Origin of the sequence: Nocardiopsis sp. NPDC006198 (genome assembly GCF_040613895.1) — a bacterium.
Taxonomy (GTDB): Bacteria; Actinomycetota; Actinomycetes; order Streptosporangiales; family Streptosporangiaceae; genus Nocardiopsis; species Nocardiopsis tropica.
In genome coordinates this window covers 1-18,547 of record NZ_JBEXSY010000095.1, presented here as the reverse complement: position 1 = coordinate 18,547, position 18,547 = coordinate 1, and the positions used below count along the sequence as shown (strand labels likewise).

15 protein-coding genes are annotated in these 18,547 nt (G+C 73.5%); 7 read left to right on the top strand and 8 right to left on the bottom strand.

The genetic code is table 11. From position 1 onward, the window contains the following. Positions 1-255 precede the first annotated feature (255 nt). Complete coding sequence (locus ABZ234_RS32425; protein ID WP_267948525.1) at positions 256-939, bottom strand: TetR/AcrR family transcriptional regulator C-terminal domain-containing protein; 684 nt, start codon at positions 937-939, stop codon at positions 256-258. Between the two features lie 39 nt (positions 940-978). Here ABZ234_RS32425 and ABZ234_RS32420 point away from each other — a divergent pair, with 39 nt between their 5' ends. Continuing rightward, complete coding sequence (locus ABZ234_RS32420) at positions 979-1,863, top strand: type II CAAX endopeptidase family protein (RefSeq protein ID WP_355014580.1); 885 nt, start codon at positions 979-981, stop codon at positions 1,861-1,863. Positions 1,864-1,944: 81 nt separating this feature from the next. On the opposite strand, the gene ABZ234_RS32415 is transcribed toward ABZ234_RS32420, so the two are convergent. The 6 genes from ABZ234_RS32415 to ABZ234_RS32390 all read right to left on the bottom strand — a co-directional run bounded on the left by ABZ234_RS32415 (position 1,945) and on the right by ABZ234_RS32390 (position 9,962). Continuing rightward, complete coding sequence (locus ABZ234_RS32415; RefSeq protein WP_355014579.1) at positions 1,945-4,338, bottom strand: excinuclease ABC subunit UvrA; 2,394 nt, start codon at positions 4,336-4,338, stop codon at positions 1,945-1,947. Between the two features lie 181 nt (positions 4,339-4,519). Next, on the bottom strand, positions 4,520-4,927 hold the full coding sequence (locus tag ABZ234_RS32410) for a VOC family protein (RefSeq protein ID WP_344184287.1): 408 nt from the start codon (positions 4,925-4,927) through the stop codon (positions 4,520-4,522). A 271-nt stretch (positions 4,928-5,198) separates the two neighbouring features. Next, positions 5,199-5,849 carry a class II aldolase/adducin family protein gene (locus tag ABZ234_RS32405; RefSeq protein WP_267948521.1) on the bottom strand — a complete coding sequence of 217 codons (651 nt, stop codon included), beginning with the start codon at positions 5,847-5,849 and terminating at the stop codon, positions 5,199-5,201. Further along, complete coding sequence (gene otnK, locus ABZ234_RS32400; RefSeq protein WP_355014578.1) at positions 5,846-7,087, bottom strand: 3-oxo-tetronate kinase; 1,242 nt, start codon at positions 7,085-7,087, stop codon at positions 5,846-5,848. Before otnK ends, ABZ234_RS32405 begins: the two co-directional genes overlap by 4 nt. Positions 7,088-7,187: 100 nt before the next feature. Then, positions 7,188-8,576, bottom strand: coding sequence for a GntP family permease (locus ABZ234_RS32395; RefSeq protein WP_355014577.1), 1,389 nt, complete (start codon positions 8,574-8,576; stop codon positions 7,188-7,190). 18 nt (positions 8,577-8,594) lie between these two features. Further along, positions 8,595-9,962, bottom strand: coding sequence for a homoserine dehydrogenase (locus tag ABZ234_RS32390; protein ID WP_355014576.1), 1,368 nt, complete (start codon positions 9,960-9,962; stop codon positions 8,595-8,597). Positions 9,963-10,129: 167 nt separating this feature from the next. Here ABZ234_RS32390 and ABZ234_RS32385 point away from each other — a divergent pair, with 167 nt between their 5' ends. Further along, positions 10,130-10,969 carry a DeoR/GlpR family DNA-binding transcription regulator gene (locus ABZ234_RS32385; RefSeq protein ID WP_355014575.1) on the top strand — a complete coding sequence of 280 codons (840 nt, stop codon included), beginning with the start codon at positions 10,130-10,132 and terminating at the stop codon, positions 10,967-10,969. A 149-nt stretch (positions 10,970-11,118) separates the two neighbouring features. Here ABZ234_RS32385 and ABZ234_RS32380 read toward each other — a convergent pair whose 3' ends face one another. Continuing rightward, on the bottom strand, positions 11,119-12,198 hold the full coding sequence (locus tag ABZ234_RS32380; protein ID WP_344184282.1) for an RNA ligase (ATP): 1,080 nt from the start codon (positions 12,196-12,198) through the stop codon (positions 11,119-11,121). Between the two features lie 459 nt (positions 12,199-12,657). Between ABZ234_RS32380 and ABZ234_RS32375 the strand changes: the two genes are divergently transcribed. The 5 genes from ABZ234_RS32375 (at position 12,658) to ABZ234_RS32355 (ending at position 18,414) form a co-directional block, all read left to right on the top strand. Further along, on the top strand, positions 12,658-13,935 hold the full coding sequence (locus tag ABZ234_RS32375; RefSeq protein WP_267948515.1) for an MFS transporter: 1,278 nt from the start codon (positions 12,658-12,660) through the stop codon (positions 13,933-13,935). A gap of 77 nt (positions 13,936-14,012) precedes the next feature. After that, positions 14,013-15,347: a peptide ligase PGM1-related protein gene (locus ABZ234_RS32370; RefSeq protein ID WP_355014574.1), complete on the top strand. Its 1,335-nt coding sequence runs from the start codon at positions 14,013-14,015 to the stop codon at positions 15,345-15,347. Positions 15,348-15,430: 83 nt separating this feature from the next. Next, complete coding sequence (locus ABZ234_RS32365; protein ID WP_355014573.1) at positions 15,431-16,567, top strand: glycine amidinotransferase; 1,137 nt, start codon at positions 15,431-15,433, stop codon at positions 16,565-16,567. Between the two features lie 108 nt (positions 16,568-16,675). Continuing rightward, positions 16,676-17,671, top strand: coding sequence for an iron-siderophore ABC transporter substrate-binding protein (locus ABZ234_RS32360; RefSeq protein ID WP_355014572.1), 996 nt, complete (start codon positions 16,676-16,678; stop codon positions 17,669-17,671). Positions 17,672-17,865: 194 nt separating this feature from the next. After that, the gene (locus ABZ234_RS32355; protein ID WP_267948511.1) at positions 17,866-18,414 is read left to right on the top strand and encodes a M23 family metallopeptidase; all 549 of its coding nucleotides are present in this window, start codon (positions 17,866-17,868) and stop codon (positions 18,412-18,414) included. The last annotated feature ends 133 nt before the right edge of the window (positions 18,415-18,547 follow it).

The following is an 18,547-nucleotide window of genomic DNA, read 5'->3' as shown; positions in this document are numbered from 1 at the left end:
GCCTTTCCGCCCGTCGGAACGAGGAGACGGCCGCCCACACGGCCGCCGACAGGCTCCACGACGGAGAGGCCCTCCCGTCGTGTACGGGGTCCGGCCTCTGGGGATGCAGGCCGGGATTCACGCGGCAGGTCCTCCCGTCGTGTACCGGGCCCGCCCCGTCGGGCGTGCGCGCCGTCGGGTGTGCGCGCCGTCGGGTGTGCGCGCCGTCGGGTGTGCGCGCCGGAACGGCCCGCGACCCCGGCGGGGCGGAGCCGCCTACCCCGCCCGGCGGGCCCTGACCCCGTCCAGCACCAGGTCCAGCACCTGGTCGAAGTAGTCGTTCTCCACGGCGAGGGCGTCCGGCTCCGACACGGCGGCGGCGACCGCCCCGTCGTGCTCGCCCGAGTCCCTGGAGCGCATCGCGCGCACCGCGACCGCGGACGTGGCCGCGCCGAGCATCTGGTTGGACACCGCCCGGATGGCGACCGCCTGCTCCTCCTCGCTCCCCCCGCACTGCTGGAGCGCGGCGATGATCCTCCTCGAGAGCGCGACCGCGTTGGGCCCGACCAGGGGCCGGGCCCCGGCGAACTCCGCGGCCCAGGCGTGCGCGGTCAGAGCCGCGTAGAACCGGTACGCGGTCTCCTTCACCGCGGCGTCCCAGGGGGCGTCGGGGCCCGGCAGGACGGCCGCGGCGTCGGCCAGGATGCCGTCCACCGCCAGGTCGACGAGGTCCTCCCTCCGCTCCACGTACCAGTAGAGGCTCGTCGCGTGCACACCGAGTTCGGCGGCGACCTTGCGCATCGTCAGCGCCGAGGAGCCCTCCCGGTCCAGCAGCCCGATCGTCGCGGTGACGATGCGCTCCCGGGTGAGCGCCGGCTGGGTGCGGCGGCGGCGCTCGGGGCGGCTGAAGACGCTGTCGAACTGCTGGTCGGATCGTGGTTCTGCCATGTCCGACAGCATACAACGGAACCTACGTTGTATGTCTTTCTCAAACAGTGTATGTTTCTCGGCATGAAGAACGAGCACCTCTCCACGCACCCCCGTCCCTCCGCCCCCACCGCCCCCGCGGTGGACCCGGCGCGGACGACCGTCCTCGCACCGCGCGGCCTCACCGCCTTCCTGGTGATCGCCTTCGCCTTCTCCTGGATCGCCTGGTGGGGAGGCACGCTCCTGCTCGACGGCGCCAACCCGATGCCGGCCGTGCTCGTCGGCAGTTTCGGCCCGATGGTGGCGGCGGTCCTCGTCACCGCCGCGACCGAGGGCAGGTCCGGGGTGGGCGCCCTCTTCCGGCGGTACTCGCCGCTGCGCAGGGGCGGCGTCACGCCCTACGCGATCGCGGTGCTCGCGGTCCTGGCCATCGCGGCCTCGGGCGTGATCGCCGTCCGCCTGCAGGGGGCGACGGTGGACGAGGCCGCGCTCGACGCCGCGCTGATGGCGGTCCCCGTGCAGTTCCTGCTCATCGCCCTGGTCGGCGGCGGCAACGAGGAGCTGGGCTGGCGCGGATTCGCGCTGCCGCGGCTCCAGGGCTCGCTGCCCCCGCTCGCGGCGAACGCGGTCCTCGGCGCGGTCTGGGCGGTGTGGCACGCCCCCCTGTTCTCCATGGCCGGCACGGTCCAGGCGCAGATGTACTTCCCCGCCTACGCCCTGCTGTGCGTCGGACTGACGGTCGTCCTCGGCCACGTCTTCAACTCCTCCCGCGGCGGCGTGCTCGCCGCGGTGGTCGCCCACACCGCGATCAACGTCGTCTCGGGCCTCAAGGGGGCCGCGGTGGGAGACCCCGCCGGAGCCCCGGAGGTCGCACTGGTCGCCCTCGTCGCAGTGTTCCTCGTGGTGGTCACCCGCGGCCGCCTGGGACTGCGCGGGACCGACGCCCCCCAGCGCTAGAGCCCTCCCGGCCGCCCGTGCCGGCGCCCCCGGCCGTCGATCCCGACGGCCGGGGGCGCCCGTGTCCGCCCGGGGGCGGGATCAGCCGCCGACGTAGTCCGCGAGGTGCTCGCCGGTGAGGGTGGACCGGGCGGCGACGAGGTCGGCGGGGGTGCCCTCGAAGACGATCCGGCCGCCGTCGTGCCCGGCGCCCGGCCCGAGGTCGATGATCCAGTCGGCGTGCGCCATGACCGCCTGGTGGTGCTCGATGACGACGACCGTCTTCCCGGAGTCGACGAGCCGGTCGAGCAGGCCGAGCAGGTGCTCGACGTCGGCGAGGTGGAGCCCCGCGGTCGGCTCGTCGAGGATGTAGACGCCGCCCTTCTCCGCCATGCGCGCGGCCAGCCGGATCCGCTGCCGCTCGCCCCCCGACAGGGTGGTGAGCGGCTGGCCGAGCGTGAGGTAGCCGAGGCCGACGTCGGAGAGGCGTCGCAGGACGGCGTGCGCGGCGGGCGTGCGCGCCTCCCCCGAGCCGAAGAACTCCTCGGCCTCGGCCACCGGCATCGCGAGCACCTGGCCGATGTCGCGTCCGCCGAGGCGGTACTCCAGCACCGAGGCCTGGAACCTCCTGCCCTCGCACTCCTCGCAGACGGTGGCGACGCCGGCCATCATCGCCAGGTCGGTGTAGATCACGCCCGCACCCTTGCAGGCGGGGCAGGCGCCCTCGGAGTTGGCGCTGAACAGCGCCGGCTTCACGCCGTTGGCCTTGGCGAACGCCTTGCGGACCGGGTCGAGCAGCCCGGTGTACGTCGCCGGGTTGCTCCGCCGCGAGCCGCGGATCGGGCTCTGGTCGACGGACACCACGCCCTCACGGCCGCGGAGCGAGCCGTGCACGAGGGAGCTCTTGCCCGATCCGGCGACGCCGGTGACGACGGTGAGCACCCCGAGCGGGATGTCGGCGTCGACGTCGCGCAGGTTGTTGGCGCTCGCCCCGCGGATCTCCAGCGCGCCGGAGGGCTCGCGCACCGCCTCCTTGAGGGAGGCCCGGTCGTCGAGGTGGCGGCCGGTGAGGGTGCCGCCGGCCCGCAGGCCCCCGACGGTGCCCTCGAAGCAGACGGTCCCGCCCCCCGTCCCGGCGCCCGGGCCGAGGTCCACGACGTGGTCGGCGATCGCGATCGTCTCCGGCTTGTGCTCGACGACGAGGACCGTGTTGCCCTTGTCGCGCAGCCGCAGCAGGAGGTCGTTCATCCTCTGGATGTCGTGGGGGTGCAGGCCGATGGTGGGCTCGTCGAAGACGTAGGTGGTGTCGGTGAGCGAGGAGCCGAGGTGGCGGATCATCTTGACCCGCTGCGCCTCACCCCCCGACAGCGTGCCCGAGGGCCGGTCGAGCGCGAGGTAGCCGAGCCCGATCTCCACGAACGAGTCGAGGGTCCTGCCCAGGGAGGTGAGCAGGGGGGCCGCCGACGGCTCGTCCAGCCCGCGCACCCACGCGGCGAGGTCGCTGATCTGCATGGCGCACGCGTCGGCGATGTTGATCCCGCCGATCTTCGAGGAGCGCGCCGCCTCGTTGAGGCGCGTGCCCCCGCAGTCGGGGCAGGCGGCGAACGTCACCGCGCGTTCCACGAAGGCGCGGACGTGCGGTTGGAGCGAGTCGACGTCCTTGGACAGGAACGACTTCCGGACCTTGGGGATCAGGCCCTCGTAGGTGAGGTTCACGCCCTCGACCTTCACCTTGACCGGATCCCTGTGGAGGAAGTCCCGCATCTCCCGCTCGGTGAAGTCGCGGATCGGCTTGTGGGGGTCGAGGAAGCCGGACTCGGCGTAGGTCCGCACCGTCCACCAGCTGTCCGACTTCCAGCCGGGGATGGTGAACGCGCCCTCCGCGATCGACCTGGAGTCGTCGTAGAGCTGGGTGAGGTCGATGTCGGAGACCGTGCCCCTGCCCTCGCAGCGGGAACACATGCCGCCGGTGACGCTGAATTCGCGGCGCTCCTTCACGGTCCGGCCGGCGCGTTCCGTCGTGACCGCTCCCGCCCCGCTGATCGAGGCGACGTTGAAGGAGAACGCCTGGGGGGATCCGATGTGGGGGCGCCCGAGTCTGCTGAAGAGGATGCGCAGCATCGCGCTGGCGTCGGTCGCGGTGCCGACGGTGGAGCGCGGGTCGGCTCCGAGCCTCTGCTGGTCGACGATGATCGCGGTGGTCAGTCCTTCGAGGACGTCGACGTCGGGCCGCGCCAGGGCGGGCATGAACCCCTGCACGAAGGCGCTGTAGGTCTCGTTGATCATCCGCTGCGACTCGGCGGCGATCGTGCCGAACACCAGCGAGCTCTTGCCCGAGCCGGAGACGCCGGTGAACACGGTCAGCCGGCGCTTCGGGATCTCGAGGCTGACGTCGCGGAGGTTGTTCACGCGCGCGCCCTGCACGCGGATCAGGTCGTGGCTGTCGGCGGCGTGCGGCGCGGGCGGCTGCGTGCTCGTCCTCGGGGCGGTGGTCATCGTCTCTCCATCGTCGTCCGGACCGCCTGCGCGGTCCTCCTCGGCGTCTTCCGGCACGGTCGGGCCGGTGTTTCACGGCGCGTCCGGCCCTTCGGGCGGCGCGGGGGTGTCGGTCCTGCGCGGGCGCAGGAGCTCGTGGCGCGCGTCCGGCCCTTCGGGGCGGCGCGGGGCGGCCGCCGGTTCAGCGCTGCTGGATGCGGATCAGGTTGCCGGCGGGGTCGCGGAAGGCGCAGTCGCGGATGCCGTAGGGCTGGAGGGTGGGTTCCTGGACGACCTCGGTGTCGGTGGCCTGGACCCTGTCGAAGACCTGGTCGAGGTCGGACGCGGCCAGGAGGATCCACCCGTAGGTGCCCTTGGCCATCATCTCGGCGATGGCGGTGCGCTCGGCGTCGGTGATGCCGGGGTCGGTGGCGGGCGGTGCGAGCAGGATGCCGGTGTCGGGCTGTCCGGTGGGGCCCACGGTGATCCAGCGCATGCTCCCCTGCCCGACGTCGTTGCGGACCTCGAAGCCGAGGACGTCGCGGTAGAAGGCCAGGGAGGCCTCGGGGTCCTCGTGCGGCAGGACGCTGGTGTGAATGGTGATGTCCATGGCCACCACGCTAGTTCCGGGCCGGTGAAGGGCGCTTCTCGATTCCTGACCGGTCGGGTCACCTGTTCCTCGGGGGCCGGGGGAGGCGTGGCCCCGCTCCGGCTTCCCGGCGGGCGCCGGGGCGGGCCGGGGAGCCCGGCGCACGGGCCCGTGCGCCGGAGGCACGGGCGTGCCCGTGTTCCGGCCCGCGGGCCGACCGCTTCCGGGCCGGACGCCGACCGTGCGGTCGGCGCCCGGCCCGGGTCGTGCCCTCACCCCCGCGGGGGACGGGTCACAGGTCCCACGCGGTCCCGTAGCGCTCGGTCAGCTCGCGCACGTCCTCCGCCGAGAGCACGGAGAACCCGCCTCCCCGCAGCGAGACGACGATGCGCGAGGCCTCCTCCAGTTCCACGGCCCCGTCCAGCGCGGCCGCCGGGTCGGCCGCCGCCATGAGCGAACCGTGGTTGGCGAGGAGGGCGGCGCGGAAGGACCCGGGCAGGTCGGCGAGGTTGCGGGCGAGCCGCTCGCTGCCCGGAGCCGCGTACGGCACCAGGGGCGCCTGGCCGACACGCATCACCAGGTAGGGCGTGACGGGCGGCAGCGCCGAGGAGGCCGACCAGGCGGGCAGGCACGAGGCCGCGGTCGCGTGGGGCGAGTGCAGGTGGACGACGGACCCGGCGCCCTCGACCCGCCGGTACATCGCCAGGTGGAGCGGGTACTCCTTGGAGGGCGGCGGGCCGGAGACGTGCTCCCCCTCCGGGCCCAGGACGGACAGGCCGTCGGGGTCCAGGTCCCGGAGGGACACCCCGGTGGGGCTCATCAGGGTGTGGTCCCCGGCGCGCACGGACACGTTGCCCGACGCGCCGGGGCTCAGCCCGAGGTCGACGGCGCGGCGTCCCGCCCGGCACAGCTCCCGCGCGGCCTCGCGTGGTGTGCGGTTCACAGGCCCCCCTCCCAGGCGCGGACGAAGAGGTCCTCGCGGCCGAAGTTCCCGGACTTGAGCATGAGGTGGATGTCCTCGCCGTCCCGGCGCCCGCGCATCCACGCGACGCCGGGGTCGATCTCGGGGCCGAGCGCGAGCGCGCCCACGCCGAGGCGCTGCACGACGGCTCCGCTGGTCTCGCCGCCCGCCACGAGGAGCGCCCGCGTCCCCGCGGCCACCAGGCGCTCGGCGGTCTCGGCCAGCGCCTCCTCGATGAGCGGGGCGTCCGCGGTGTCCACGACGTCCTCGGGGGAGGCGGTCGCGTACACGACGAAGGGGGCGGCGTCCGCGGCCTCCAGCGCGGCGGACACCGCGGCGGACACGGCCGCCTCGAAGTCCTCCCGCAGGTCGGCGGGGCGCAGCTGCCGCCCCCCTCCGGCCGCGAGCGCGTGGCGGACCTGGCCCTGGGTGGTCCGCGAGGCGCTGCCGGAGAGCACGACGCGCGGCCCCCCGGGCAGGGTGACCGGCGTGCGCGCGAGTGCCCGGGGACCCCTGAGCCCCTGGGCGAGGGCGCTGCCGCCGGTCAGCAGGCGCAGGTCCTCCGTCGCCCGGGCGAGGGTGGCGAGGTCCTCGTCGGTGAGCGCGTCGACGACCACGAACCGGGCCCCGGCGCGGCTCGCGCGCCCGATGGCCTCGCGCACCGCCTCGTCGCCCCGGGCGACGGTCGGCCACGGCACCAGGGCGACGTCGTCCTCGCCACCGCTGACCTGGGGTGCGAGCAGGCGCAGCAGGTTCGAGTCGGTCATGGGCGTGAGGGGGTGGTGGCGCATCGGGGACTCGTCGAGGGGCTCGTCCCCCACGAACAGGTGGCCGCGGTAGACGGTGCGCCCGTTGGCGGGGAAGGCCGGCGCGACCACGGTGACGGTCTCGCCGAGGGCTTCGAGGACGGCCTCGGCCACCGGGCCGATGTTGCCCGCCGGCGTGGAGTCGAAGGTCGAGCAGTACTTGAGGTAGAAGCGCTCGCAGCCCGCCCGCCGCAGCCGCGCGAGGGCGTCCAGCGAGGCGGCGACCGCCTCGCCGGCGGGCATGGTGCGCGACTTCAGGGCGACGACGACGGCGTCGGCCCCGTCCGCGGCCCCGTCGCCGTCGGGGGCGTCGGAGCCCAGCACGACGGCGGTCCGGTATCCGGCGGACGTGAGGGCGAGAGCGACGTCGGTCGCTCCGGTGAGGTCGTCGGCGATCGCGCCGAAGGTCGCCATGGGTTCTCCTGTGGTCGGGTCGGATGGGCGGGGCCGGTCCCGGGCCCGCGGCCCGCGGGCCGTGGGCGCGGGGACCGGCCGCGCGTGGGGTGCGAGCGGTCTAGACGACGCCGGTCGCGATCATGATGTTGAGGACGGCGAACCCGGTGAGGCCGGAGATGACCGAGGCCACCCCGATCGAGCGGATCCCCTGGCCCACCGTCATGTTGGACAGCGTCGTGGTCACCCAGAAGCCCGAGGAGTTCGCGTGCTTCATGAGCTGGGCCCCGGTCGCGCAGGCCAGGTACACCACGATCGGTTCGAGTCCGAGCGCGGGCAGCAGGGGCTGCATGATGGCCGCCGAGGTCATGACGCCGAGGATGTTGGAACCGGTGATGGTGCACACCGCGGCGGCGATGAGGAACGGGATGATGACCGGGGACATCCCGGTGCTCTCGATGCTCGTCGCGATGTTCTCCGCGACGCCCGTCTCCCGGATGATGGTGGCGAGGGCGCCGCCGACGCCGGTCAGGGCCAGGGGCATGGCGGCGATCCGCAGCCCGGCCTCGAACAGGTCGTTCAGGGTGGACTTGTCGCGCCAGCGCCCGCGGAACAGCGGCAGGGCCAGCAGGCAGGCGAGGAACAGCGCCATCGTCGGCTCGCCGACGAAGAGCACGGTGTCGGTGAACCACGCCCCCTCGGGGAGCGCGGGGCCGGCCAGGGAGGCGAAGACGATGAGGACGATGGGCGCCAGGATGGGCACCAGGGAGCCGAACAGGCCGACCGTGTGCGGCGCGGCCTCCTCGGCGGCTCCGTCCGCGTCCCCCGAGCCGGAGCCGGCGGACGCGGGTGCGTCGGGGCCGCCCACCAGGTGCTCGACGAACTCCGGCTTCGGCGGCACGTGCGTCTTGATCCGCGACAGGTAGATCGTCGCGGCGACCACGCCGGGGACGCCCACCATCAGTCCGTAGAGGATCGCGTCGCCCATGCTGACGTCGAGCAGTGCCGCGGACGCGAGCGGGCCCGGGCCGGGAGGGACCACCGAGGTCATGACGTAGGCGCCGATGTACAGGATCGGGCCGAGCTTCATCATCGAGATGCCCGTGCGGTAGGCGAGGGCGGAGACGATGGGGATGAGCATGACGACGGCGGTGTCGGCGATGAGGGGGATGCCGAGGACGGTCGAGGCGAGCGCGATCGCCCAGGGCACCTTGTTCCTGGAGAACAGGCTGAGCGCGGATTCGGTGATCTTCAGGGCGGCGCCGCTCAGTTCGAGCATCTTGCCGAGGACGCAGCCGAAGATGATCAGCAGGCCGACGCTGGCGAGGGTGTTCCCGAAGCCGGTCGTGATGAGCTCGACGGTCCCGGTGCCGCCCATGCCCAGGACGAGCCCCAGCGCCACGACCACGATGAACAGCGTGGCCACGGGGTGGACCTTGAACCGCGCGATGAACAGCACGAGGACGACGATGGCGGCGAGAAACGCCAGCAGGGTATAGATGTCCGACATGTCACTGGGTCCTAACGGTCACAGGTGGGTGCGTGTGTGACGCCAGGCGTCCAGGAGGGATTCGGCGGGGTCGGCCAGGTCGCCGAGGCGTACCAGCTCCCCGGCGGCGACGTCCCGGGCCAGAGTGGCGTGGGCGGCCAGGTACAGCGGGGCCACGTCGTCGGGGGCGCTCGCGGCGTCCAGCAGGACGGGGGCCACGCCCCGGACGTCGTGGTGGTGCCCGCCCATGTCGAGGCGGGTCCCCCGGAGGAGGTCCTCCCCGGCCCGGCCCGCGAGGACCGCGTGCGGGGCGGGAGGGCGCGAGGTCACCGCGCGTCGGCGGTCGACCGCGTCGAGCAGGCTCAGGGGCGTCTCGACGCCCATGAGGTGGTAGGGCAGGTAGAGGCAGGCGTAGCGTCCCGAGCGGGAGACCACGTGCCCCTTCTGGGCGAGCAGGTCCCAGGAGACGGGGTCCCCGGTGCGGACGACCACGAACACCCCTCCGGCGAAGGAGGCCTCCTCCGGGAGGCGGAGCACGCTGAAGACGTCCACGGCGCCGGACCGGGAGAGGATGCCCCCGTCCTCGGCGAGGGAGTAGACGTCGGCGAGCTCGGCGACGCGGGCGACCGGGTAGTGCAGTGCCTCCACGTCCGGGACGAGGCCGGTGTGGTTGGCGACGACGCCCATCTCGCAGTAGTCGGCGGCGGCCGAGCGCTTGAGCGCCCCGACGGCCCGGGCGCGGGCGGCGAGCGTGGCGGGCACGTCCTCCCCCAGGGTCAGCAGGCCGGCCAGCTCCGGGGCGTCGACCTCCTGGTCGAGCTGGCGGACGCGCCCCGTCGAGGGGTCGAACACCAGGTCGTACTCGCCGGACTTGCCGATCGCGACGACGTCGAGCCCGAGGACGCGTGCGCGCTCGTACCACTCGATGAGGTTCGCGGGCTGGTCCCCGATCCCCGGCGTGTACACGACGCCCTTCGCCCGGGCCTCGTCGGCGAGGGCGACCCCGGCCACCGAGTCGACCTCCTTGGAGACCATGACCACGTGGCGGCCGGTCCCGATGGCGGTCCGCGCGGCCGCCGCACCCGCCTCAGGGCTGCCGGTGGCCTCGACGAGCACGTCGTAGCCGGCCCCCGCGAGGAGGGCCGCGTCGGCGACGACGGCGATCTGCCCGCCGGTCAGCGCGGACACCTCGTCGGGGCCGGTGCACACCTTGAGGTCCTCGGGCGCGTAACCGAGCTCGGCGCACAGCGCGACCGTTCCCTCGGCGTCCAGGTCGCACAGGACCGAGGGGCGCAGGCGGTCCATCCGCAGCGTCTGGGCGAGCAGTGTCCGGGCGAAGCCGCCCCGCGCCCCGGTGAGGGCGTAGCGCACGGGTGGCGGTGTGGCGGTGGCGTCGGTGCCTTGCATGGTTTCTCCTTCTTCCGCCTCTGAGCGGCGCGTATACGACGAAGCCGCGGCGGCGACCCGCCATGTTTAACACTTACGGAACATATGAGTCAACAATTTTCACGCTTGGGATCATCTGGTAACTATCGGTACCATGGTTCCTCTGGGTGACCCCCCGAAGGAGGACGATGATTCCGGCGCAACGGCGTGACATGCTCCTGCGAGAGCTGCGAGGCACGGGAGTGCTGAGCGTGAAGGAGCTGTGCGACATCCTCGACGTCTCGCACATGACGGTGCGCCGCGACATCATGACGCTGGAGGAGGAGGGGCGGGTGCGCTCCGTGCCCGGCGGCGTCGAGCTGGCCTCCCAGGTGCGCTCGGAGCCGTCCTACCGCGACAAGTCGCGCGTGGACGTGGACGAGAAGCGGGCGATGGCCCGTGCCGCGGCCTCCCTCGTGAGCGAGGGGCAGACCGTCTACCTGGACGCGGGCACGACCCTGGGGCACCTCGTGCCGTCGCTGTGGAGCGTCACCGGCCTCACCGTCATCACGAACGACATCACCACCGCGGCCTCCCTCACCGACCACCCCGACGTGACGCTCTTCCTCATCGGAGGGCAGGTCGACCGCGAGAACCGCTCCTCCGTCGGTGACATCGCGGCGGCCACCATCGCCGAGTTCAACATCGACGTCGCCTTCGTATCGACGAGCTCCTGGGACCTCGGCAGGGGGTCGACCACACCGTCGCGGGCGAAGGTGGCGGTCAAGCGCGCGGCCATGGCCGCGGCCTCGTCGTCGGTGCTCGTGGCGGGCGCGGACAAGTACGGCGCGTTCGGCACCTTCAAGGTCGCCGCGCTCACGAGTTTCGCGTCGGTGATCACCGACGACCGGCTCTCCGAGGCGTCCGTGCGCGCGATCCGGGACCTGGGGGTCGACCTGGAGGTCGTGACGCCCCGGGGGGAGGCGGTCGGGGACACGGGGCCCGCCCCCGGCGCGGAGGAGGCGCCGGCCCCGACGGCCTCCGCCTGACCTCCCCGGGGGCGGCCGCGGGGGCCGCCCGGGCAGGACCGCCCACCCCGGGCCGGCGGCGCCCCGCGCGGCGGCGTGGTCCGGCGCGTCCTCCGGCTCCGCGACCGCGCCCGGACACACGGAACGGGGCCGCGGGAGCCCCCGCCCGGCTACTCGTACTCCGTGCCGCCCTTGCGCGTGAGGTAGGCCTCGGACACGAACTTCGCGATCGCCCTCCCTCCCAGGACCCCGGACGCGCGTTCGCGCGCCGGACGGACGACGACCCCCTCCCGCATGTGCAGCCCCGAGCCGCTCCAGGTCTCCGCCCCCTGCGCGACCGCCGTGAGCGCGGCCTCGTCGTAGGGGCCGTCGTGGAGCACGGGCACGGCGGGCAGGCCCACCGCGTCCAGGACCCCGGGCAGGTCGACCGCGTCGATCCAGGTGCGGGCGCCGCCGATGTCGAGCGCGATGTCGAACACCGCGTAACCGGGGCGCGCGCTGCGGCCGGACTCGCCGTAGACGAGGTCCTGGACCCCCGCCCCGAAGACCTCTCCGAACACGCCCACCCTGGCCGCGCCGAACCGGTCGGCCACCTCGCGCGCCGCCTCCGGGACCCCGTGGGCGGCCACCGCCCTCCAGTACAGGTTGTCGTCGGCGGGCGCCAGCGCGAAGTTGCGCGACCCGTGGCCCTTGGAGGAGACGAACTCCTCCCCCGTCCCCGCGACCAGGGTGAAGAGGCACGCGGTGCCGTGGATCTTCTCCGTCGCCACGACCCGCTCCCCCGGCTCGAAGGCGTCGGGGTAGCGCTTGGCGTTCTCCACCTCGATCCACCGCATCAGGTCGGGCGCGGCCACGAGCTCCCCGCTCATGTGCAGGGGCACCTCCGGCACCCACTTGGTGATGCCCAGGTCCGCCGCGAAGTCCGTCCCCTCGCCGTGCGCCGAGGCCAGGTCCACGCCGGCCAGGCGTCCGGGCCGGCAGACGATGCCCTGCGACAGCTCCCCCCGCAGGCGGACGGCCTTCACCCTGTTGCGCCCGGAACCCGCGAGCCTGCCCGTGAGCCCCAGTTCACCGATGAGGTCGTCGGGCAGCAGGGCGTTCTCGGGGATGTACACCGCCCAGTCCCCGGTCCGGTACGCCCCCTTCGCGACGACCGCCCGGAACAGGCCGACCTGGGCCAGCTCCAGCGCGTCGGCGTCGGGGTGCGGGTGGATCGTGAGGCGCTCGGCGGTGACCCGCAGGGTGGACATGCTGTTCCTCCGTGGTGGTGGGGCGCCCTCGGACGGCGCCCCCGCGACCGGTTCACCATGCCCGGTCCGCCGACGGGCCGACAACGCCTTTTCGTGACGGCCCGGCGGCGCTTGTCACCGCACCGGCCCGTGACCTGGCCCTTCGGCGTCACAATTGGCAGGAAAAATGATCATTCGCCACCCACCGGGCCACCTGGAAGAAAAGGACCCTTGTCAGGGGGTGCGGGGGGACTTATATTCTTCACGTCGCACCACCGGCGCGGCTTCCGGGAATCCCAGGGAGGACGACACCATGAAGATGCCCTACTAGGACACGCCTTCTTCCTCCGCGAATACGCGGAATGAGCGACTGCCCGGGCCGGGCGGCATTCCATCTCCGCCGCCCGGCCCCTTTCGGCACGAAGAGCGCGGTGGAGCGCCCGAGGAACGCGCGGCTCGAAGAGGAATCGGAGGACACCCGTGAAGTCCCTCGTGGCGCGCGCGGTCAAGGGCTCCCCCTACTGGCCCGTGCTCACCCATCCGCTCCTGCGGCGCGTCCTCCCCGGCATCGGCGTGTCCGCGCTCGGCGGCGGGATGAGCTCCCTCGCCGTGAGCTGGCTCGCCATGGAGCTGGCCCCGGCCGACCACCGCGCCGCCTGGGTGGCCGCCGCCGTCGCGGCGTACACCCTGCCCGGGGCGGTGGGCGCCTTCCTCCTCGGCGGTCTGCTGAACGGTCGCAGCGGCGCCCAGCTGGCCGGCTGGGACGCCCTCCTCCGCGCCGGAGCGCTGGCGCTGATCCCGCTGGTCCACGTGCTGGGCTCGCTGGACATCCTGCTCTACGTCGCCCTGCTCGGCCTGTCCTCGGTGCTGAGCGCGTGGGGCAAGGCCGGCCGCTACACGATGCTCTCCGAGCTCCTGGACAAGAAGGACCACCTCGCCGGGAACTCCGTCGTCAACGTGATGCTGGAGCTGTCCACGGTCGTCGGGCCGCTCCTCGCCGCGATCGTCATCGACAGGGGAGGGCCCGAGTACGTCCTGGCCCTCGTCGCGCTCTCCTTCGCCGTCCTCGCCGCGACCTACCGGTTCGCGATCCCCCGGGGCTCCGGGCAGGACGGGGTCAGGGCGGGCGCGTCGCGCTCGGAGGGCTTCAGGGCCATCGGCCGCGACCCCGGCCTCCTCGGCCTGCTGGCGCTCTCGTTCGGCTTCTTCCTCTTCTTCGGCCCGTCGAGCGTGGCGATCCCCCTGTACGTGGTGGAGGACCTCCAGGCCTCGGCGGCCACCCTCGCGGGCTTCTACACGGCCTTCGGCATCGGCGCCGTCACGGGAGCGCTGCTCACCGGCTACCTGCGCGACCTGCCGCTGATGCCGACCACGATCTGCATCGTCCTGGGCTTCGGCCTCGCGCTGGTCCCGCTGGGCCTCGGCCTGCCCGTGGCCGTCTCCTGGATCTCCTTCGGCGTGTGCGGGCTCTTCTGGGGACCGTTCCCCTCGACCACGACGGCGCTCTTCCAGAACTCCGCGCCCGCGGCCGCGCTTCCGCAGGTCCTGGCGGCGCGCGGAGCGGTCACCGGGGTCGCCGTCCCCCTCGGCGCCATGGCGGGGGCCCCGATCGTCCTCGCGGTCGGCGCGCAGGGCACGCTGCTCGCCTCCGCGGTGTGCCTGACCGCCCTCGGCGCGGCCGCCCTGCTTTTCCGGTTGGTTCCGCGGCGTTCCGTAAAGCGTTCCCCCGAAGAGGCGGGACAGGATATGCGCCCCTGACCCGGACGTCCGATCGCGCTTTCCGCCGGGCCCTCCCTTTCCCGGCCCGGAAACGCCCCCCGGAAGAGGAGAATTCCATGACCGCAATGATCATTGTCAACGTCCCCGAGGAAATGGTCGGCGACATCGGCAGGATTCCCTTGGAGAAGAGGCGGGCCTTCGGCCTCGGCGCGCAGCGCATGCTGTGGTACGCCGAGGACGGGGACGTCCTGGTCCTGCCCTCGCCGCCGAGCACGGACTTCATGGACTACGTGACCGGGCTGACCGGCACCCGCGCCTCGACCCTGCGGTTCGTCATCCCCCCTCCCGGCCGCTTCGGGCCCGACATCCTCACCGCCGACCGGCTGGTCGACCCGGTCTTCCTCCGGGACCTGGGCAAGGCCCTGGCGGACCGGCCGGTCGACCGGATCACCTGCACCTACAGCGACCTCGCCGTGACGGCCATGGCGTCGGCGGTCGGCGTCGAGGACGCCCTGCCGGGGCACGCCTTCAGCGCCCAGGGCGGGGACGCGCTCGTCAACAGCAAGGCGGTCTTCCGCGCCGTGGCCGCGGGGAACGGGATCCCCATCGCTCCCGGCGTGATCACCGACAGTCCCGACCACGCGGAGGGCACGATCGAGTCCCTGCTGGCCGACGGGGCCGCCGTGATGGTCAAGCAGCAGTTCGCCGGCGGGGGCCTGGGGAACGAGATCCTCAGCCGTGCCGAGGGGGTCCGTGCGGCGGGCGCGGGCAGCGTCGTCGTCCTGGCGGACCGGGACGCCGTCCGGCGCTACGTCAGCGACCGGTGGGAGTGGCTCACGGGACACAAGGGGCACAGCCTGATCATCGAGCGCTACTTCCCCGACTCCACGACGGTGTACGCGGAGTTCGTCGCCGACGACGACGGCTGCGTGCTCCGCGGGGCCGGGGAGATCCTGATGGAGCCCGTGGCCACCGGCGAGGTGATCCCGCCCCAGTCGGTCGGACCCGCGGAGGTCGCGGAACTGGTCGAGACCGGCCGGCGCGCGTGCGAGCCCTTCCGGCTGATGGGGTACCGGGGGACGCTGTGCGCCGACGCCATCCGGACCCCCGGGGGCGATCTCGTCTTCACCGAGGTCAACGGCAGGCTCACGGCCTCCTCCCACCTGCACGTCAACCTGATCGACAGGGTCGTCGGCCGCGACCGCCGCGACGACCGCGTGTTCCTGGAGCGCGCGGGCCGGTGGGCGGTCCCCTCCTTCGCGGAGGCGCTCAGCCGGCTCGCCGGGTCCGGGCTCGGCTACGACCCGCACTCGGGACTGGGGGTGGTCGTCACCGCCGACTACACGCCGGTCACGGGCCGGGTGACCTACTGCGCCGTCGCCGAGAACCTGGACGCCGCGCGCGCCCTGGAGGAGCGCGTCGCGAACCTGTTGAGCGACCCGACGGCCTGAGGACCGCGGAACCGACGCCCTCGCGGTACCGGCCCCGGCGGCCGGGCCCCGCGGACGAGAGCCCCGCCCCCCGGAAGGAACACATGAGCACTGGAACCGCGGACGTGCCGACGGAGCGTCCGGCACCGCCTCCCCCGCCGGCCGGCGGGCCGCGGCCCGCCCTGCCGGCCGTCCACTCGTGGGACGAGTTCACCAGGCTGAGGGAGGTGGTCGTCGGCGACGCGACCCATTCCCGGGTCCCCCCGCTGTCGGACCCGTCGGCCTGGCTCAACTGCTACCCGGAGCTGACCCCCGCCGAGCTGCGCGGCATCGGCGCGGGGCTCTTCCCCCGGCACGTCATCGAGGAGTCGAACGAGGACCTCGCCGTCCTGGCCGACACGCTGCGCGGCCTCGGTGTCACCGTCCACCAGCCGCCCGCGGTCGACCACGGCGTGGAGTACGGAGGGCCGGGCTGGCGGACGACCGGCCGCAGCTCCTACTGCCCGCGGGACCTCACCCTCGTCGTGGGGTCCGCCCTCATCGAGAGCCCCAGCCCCATGCGGGCCCGCTACTTCGAGGCCTTCGGCTGGCGTCCCCTGTTCCAGGACTACCTCCTGCGGGGCGCCCACTGGATCTGCGCCCCGCGGCCCCGGCTCGACGACTCCCTGTTCGGGACCGACGAGGACGGCTTCCCCGTGCTGGGCGAGGCGGAGCCCGCGTTCGAGGCGGCGAACTGCCTCAGGCTCGGCCGCGACGTCTTCTACCAGGTCTCCCGCAGCGGCAACGAACTCGGGCTGCGCTGGCTGGAATCGACCCTGGGGCTGCTCGGCGACGTGCGGGTGCACCCGCTGCGCGGCGTCTACGAGGGCACCCACATCGACAGCACCGTCTGCCTGCTGCGTCCCGGCCTGGTGCTGCTCAACCCCGAGCGCATCGGCCCGGACACCGTGCCCGAGCCCCTGAAGGGGTGGGACGTGCTGTGGTGTCCGCCCATGACGGGCGGCCCGACCGCGGTCCCGCACACGCTCAGCACCCCCTGGGTCGGCATGAACCTCCTGATGGTGGACGAGGAGACGGCGATCGTGGACGGCGACCAGACCGAGCTCGTCCGCCTCCTGGAGGGACGCGGCATCACGGTGGTCCCGCTCCGCCTCCGGCACTCCCGGGTCCTGGGCGGCGGGTTCCACTGCGTCACCCTCGACACGGTGCGCGAGGGGGGCCCGGAGGACTACCTGGGATGAGCGGCCGTGCGCGGACCCCCCGGGCGGCCGGGGAGGATCCGCGCACCGCCCCCCGCACACCGGGACTCTCGAGGATAGGCTCGCCTAACCCGAACCGAACGGAGTCCCATGTCCCCCGGTCCCGCGCCGCGCGCCCTCGTGTGCGCCTCGCTCTCCCTCGTCCTCCTCTCCGCCTGCGGGGCCGGCGACGGCTCCCCCGAGCCCGAAGCCGCTCCCGCGTCCGACACGGGGGCCTTCCCCGTGACGGTCGACCACGAGTTCGGCTCCACGACCGTCGAGGAGGCGCCCGAGCGGATCGTCACCCTCGGGGTCACCGACGCCGACGCCGTCCTCGCCCTCGGCGCCGTCCCGGTGGGCAACACGGGCTTCTCCTTCTTCGAGACCGGCCTCGGGCCCTGGACCGACGACCTGGTCGGGGACGCCGAGCTGACGCACATCGCGTCCGACTCCGAGCCCAACATCGAGCAGGTCGCAAACCTCGCCCCCGACCTCATCGTCGGCGTCTCCGCGGGGTTCGACCAGGCCGTCTACGAGGACCTGTCGCAGATCGCCCCCGTCGTCGCCCGCCCGGCCGGCGTCGCCGCCTACACCGTGCCCCGGGACGAGGCCACGGAGCTCATCGCCACCGCGCTCGGCCGGCCCGAGGAGGGCGCCGCCCTCAACGAGGCCACCGACGAGCTCCTGGCCGAGACGCGCGCCGCGCACCCGGAGTTCGAGGGACGCGTCGGCGCCGCGGTCCTGCCCTTCGACGGCAAGTACGGCGCCTACCTGCCCGGGGACGCGCGCGGGCAGTTCCTCGCCTCCCTCGGCTTCGACCTCCCGGAGGCCGTGACGGAGCAGGACACGGGTGAGAGCTTCTTCGTCGAGCTCTCCCCGGAACGGGTGGACATGCTCGACGGGGACCTGCTGCTGGTCTTCGGCGACGACGAGTCCTTCGACATCACCGAGGGCTCCACCGCCTTCGACTCGCTCGACGTGGTGCGCGACGACGCGGTCGTCACGACGTCGCTCGACCAGAGGGGGGCGGTCACCTACAACTCGGTCCTGTCCATCCCCTACGCGGTCCGGACCCTGGTCCCGCGCCTCTCGGACGCCCTGGCCTGACGCCCCCGGCCCCGTCGGCCCGCGCCGCCCGGCGGCGGGTCGCCCCCCGGCCTCAGCGGCGGGGAGCGCCCCGGCGGGGCCGGGCGCGACCGCAGCGGTTTCTTTCCGTACGGGGACGCGAATCGAAACTTCCCTACGGGGTATCTGTTCCTCTGGTATCTCGCAGCCCCCCGCTGTGCGAGGAAAGGACCCCCGTGAAGACCCCCCGCTTCCTGACGACCCTCAAGAGGCTCGGCGCCGCCGTTGCCGCCGGAGCACTCCTGACCGTGCTCGCCCCGGTCGGCGCCGCGGCCGACGACCTGGCCGTCACCGCCGTCAACCTGCGCACCCCGTTCGACTGCGGCCAGGTCTGGAACGCCAACACCCGCAGCAACCACAACCCCCAGCTGGCCGTGGACTTCCAACGCGGCAACGCCCAGGGGCAAAACGTCCGCTCCAGCGCGTCGGGCACCGTGACCACGGTCGCCGACCGCGGCAGCACCAGCTACGGCAAGTACATCGTGGTCAGCCACGGCAGCGGCATCACCACCCTCTACGCGCACCTGAGCTCCCAGTCGGTCTCGGTCGGCGACAGCGTCGGCACCGGCACCGTGATCGGCCGGGTCGGCAGCACCGGCGGCTCGACCGGCCCGCACCTGCACTACGAGCAGCGGGTCAACGGCACCGTGGTCCGGGCCGTGCTCAACGGTGTGCGCATCGCCTACTACGGCAACACCACCATCACCAGCAGCACCGGCTGCTGACGCCTCCCGGGCGCCCGACCCGCGCCCTCGCGGTGCGGGCCCGCGGCTGGATGGTATGCCCCGCACCTGAGAGCTGGACCAGGAGGGAGCACTGTCTTGTTCCGCTCTCACCGGTGCCGGTTTTCCGGAGATC

What these genes read in the sequence shown, in the direction of transcription:
- ABZ234_RS32380 (WP_344184282.1), bottom strand. Translation starts at nt 12,198, where the DNA reads ATGTCCACCCTGCGGGTCACCGCCGAGCGCCTCACGATCCACCCGCAC.
- ABZ234_RS32365 (WP_355014573.1), top strand. Translation starts at nt 15,431, where the DNA reads ATGAGCACTGGAACCGCGGACGTGCCGACGGAGCGTCCGGCACCGCCT.
- ABZ234_RS32395 (WP_355014577.1), bottom strand. Translation starts at nt 8,576, where the DNA reads ATGTCGGACATCTATACCCTGCTGGCGTTTCTCGCCGCCATCGTCGTC.
- ABZ234_RS32410 (WP_344184287.1), bottom strand. Translation starts at nt 4,927, where the DNA reads ATGGACATCACCATTCACACCAGCGTCCTGCCGCACGAGGACCCCGAG.
- otnK (WP_355014578.1), bottom strand. Translation starts at nt 7,087, where the DNA reads ATGGCGACCTTCGGCGCGATCGCCGACGACCTCACCGGAGCGACCGAC.
- ABZ234_RS32390 (WP_355014576.1), bottom strand. Translation starts at nt 9,962, where the DNA reads ATGCAAGGCACCGACGCCACCGCCACACCGCCACCCGTGCGCTACGCC.
- ABZ234_RS32415 (WP_355014579.1), bottom strand. Translation starts at nt 4,338, where the DNA reads ATGACCACCGCCCCGAGGACGAGCACGCAGCCGCCCGCGCCGCACGCC.
- ABZ234_RS32425 (WP_267948525.1), bottom strand. Translation starts at nt 939, where the DNA reads ATGCTGTCGGACATGGCAGAACCACGATCCGACCAGCAGTTCGACAGC.
- ABZ234_RS32385 (WP_355014575.1), top strand. Translation starts at nt 10,130, where the DNA reads ATGATTCCGGCGCAACGGCGTGACATGCTCCTGCGAGAGCTGCGAGGC.
- ABZ234_RS32360 (WP_355014572.1), top strand. Translation starts at nt 16,676, where the DNA reads ATGTCCCCCGGTCCCGCGCCGCGCGCCCTCGTGTGCGCCTCGCTCTCC.
- ABZ234_RS32370 (WP_355014574.1), top strand. Translation starts at nt 14,013, where the DNA reads ATGACCGCAATGATCATTGTCAACGTCCCCGAGGAAATGGTCGGCGAC.
- ABZ234_RS32420 (WP_355014580.1), top strand. Translation starts at nt 979, where the DNA reads ATGTTTCTCGGCATGAAGAACGAGCACCTCTCCACGCACCCCCGTCCC.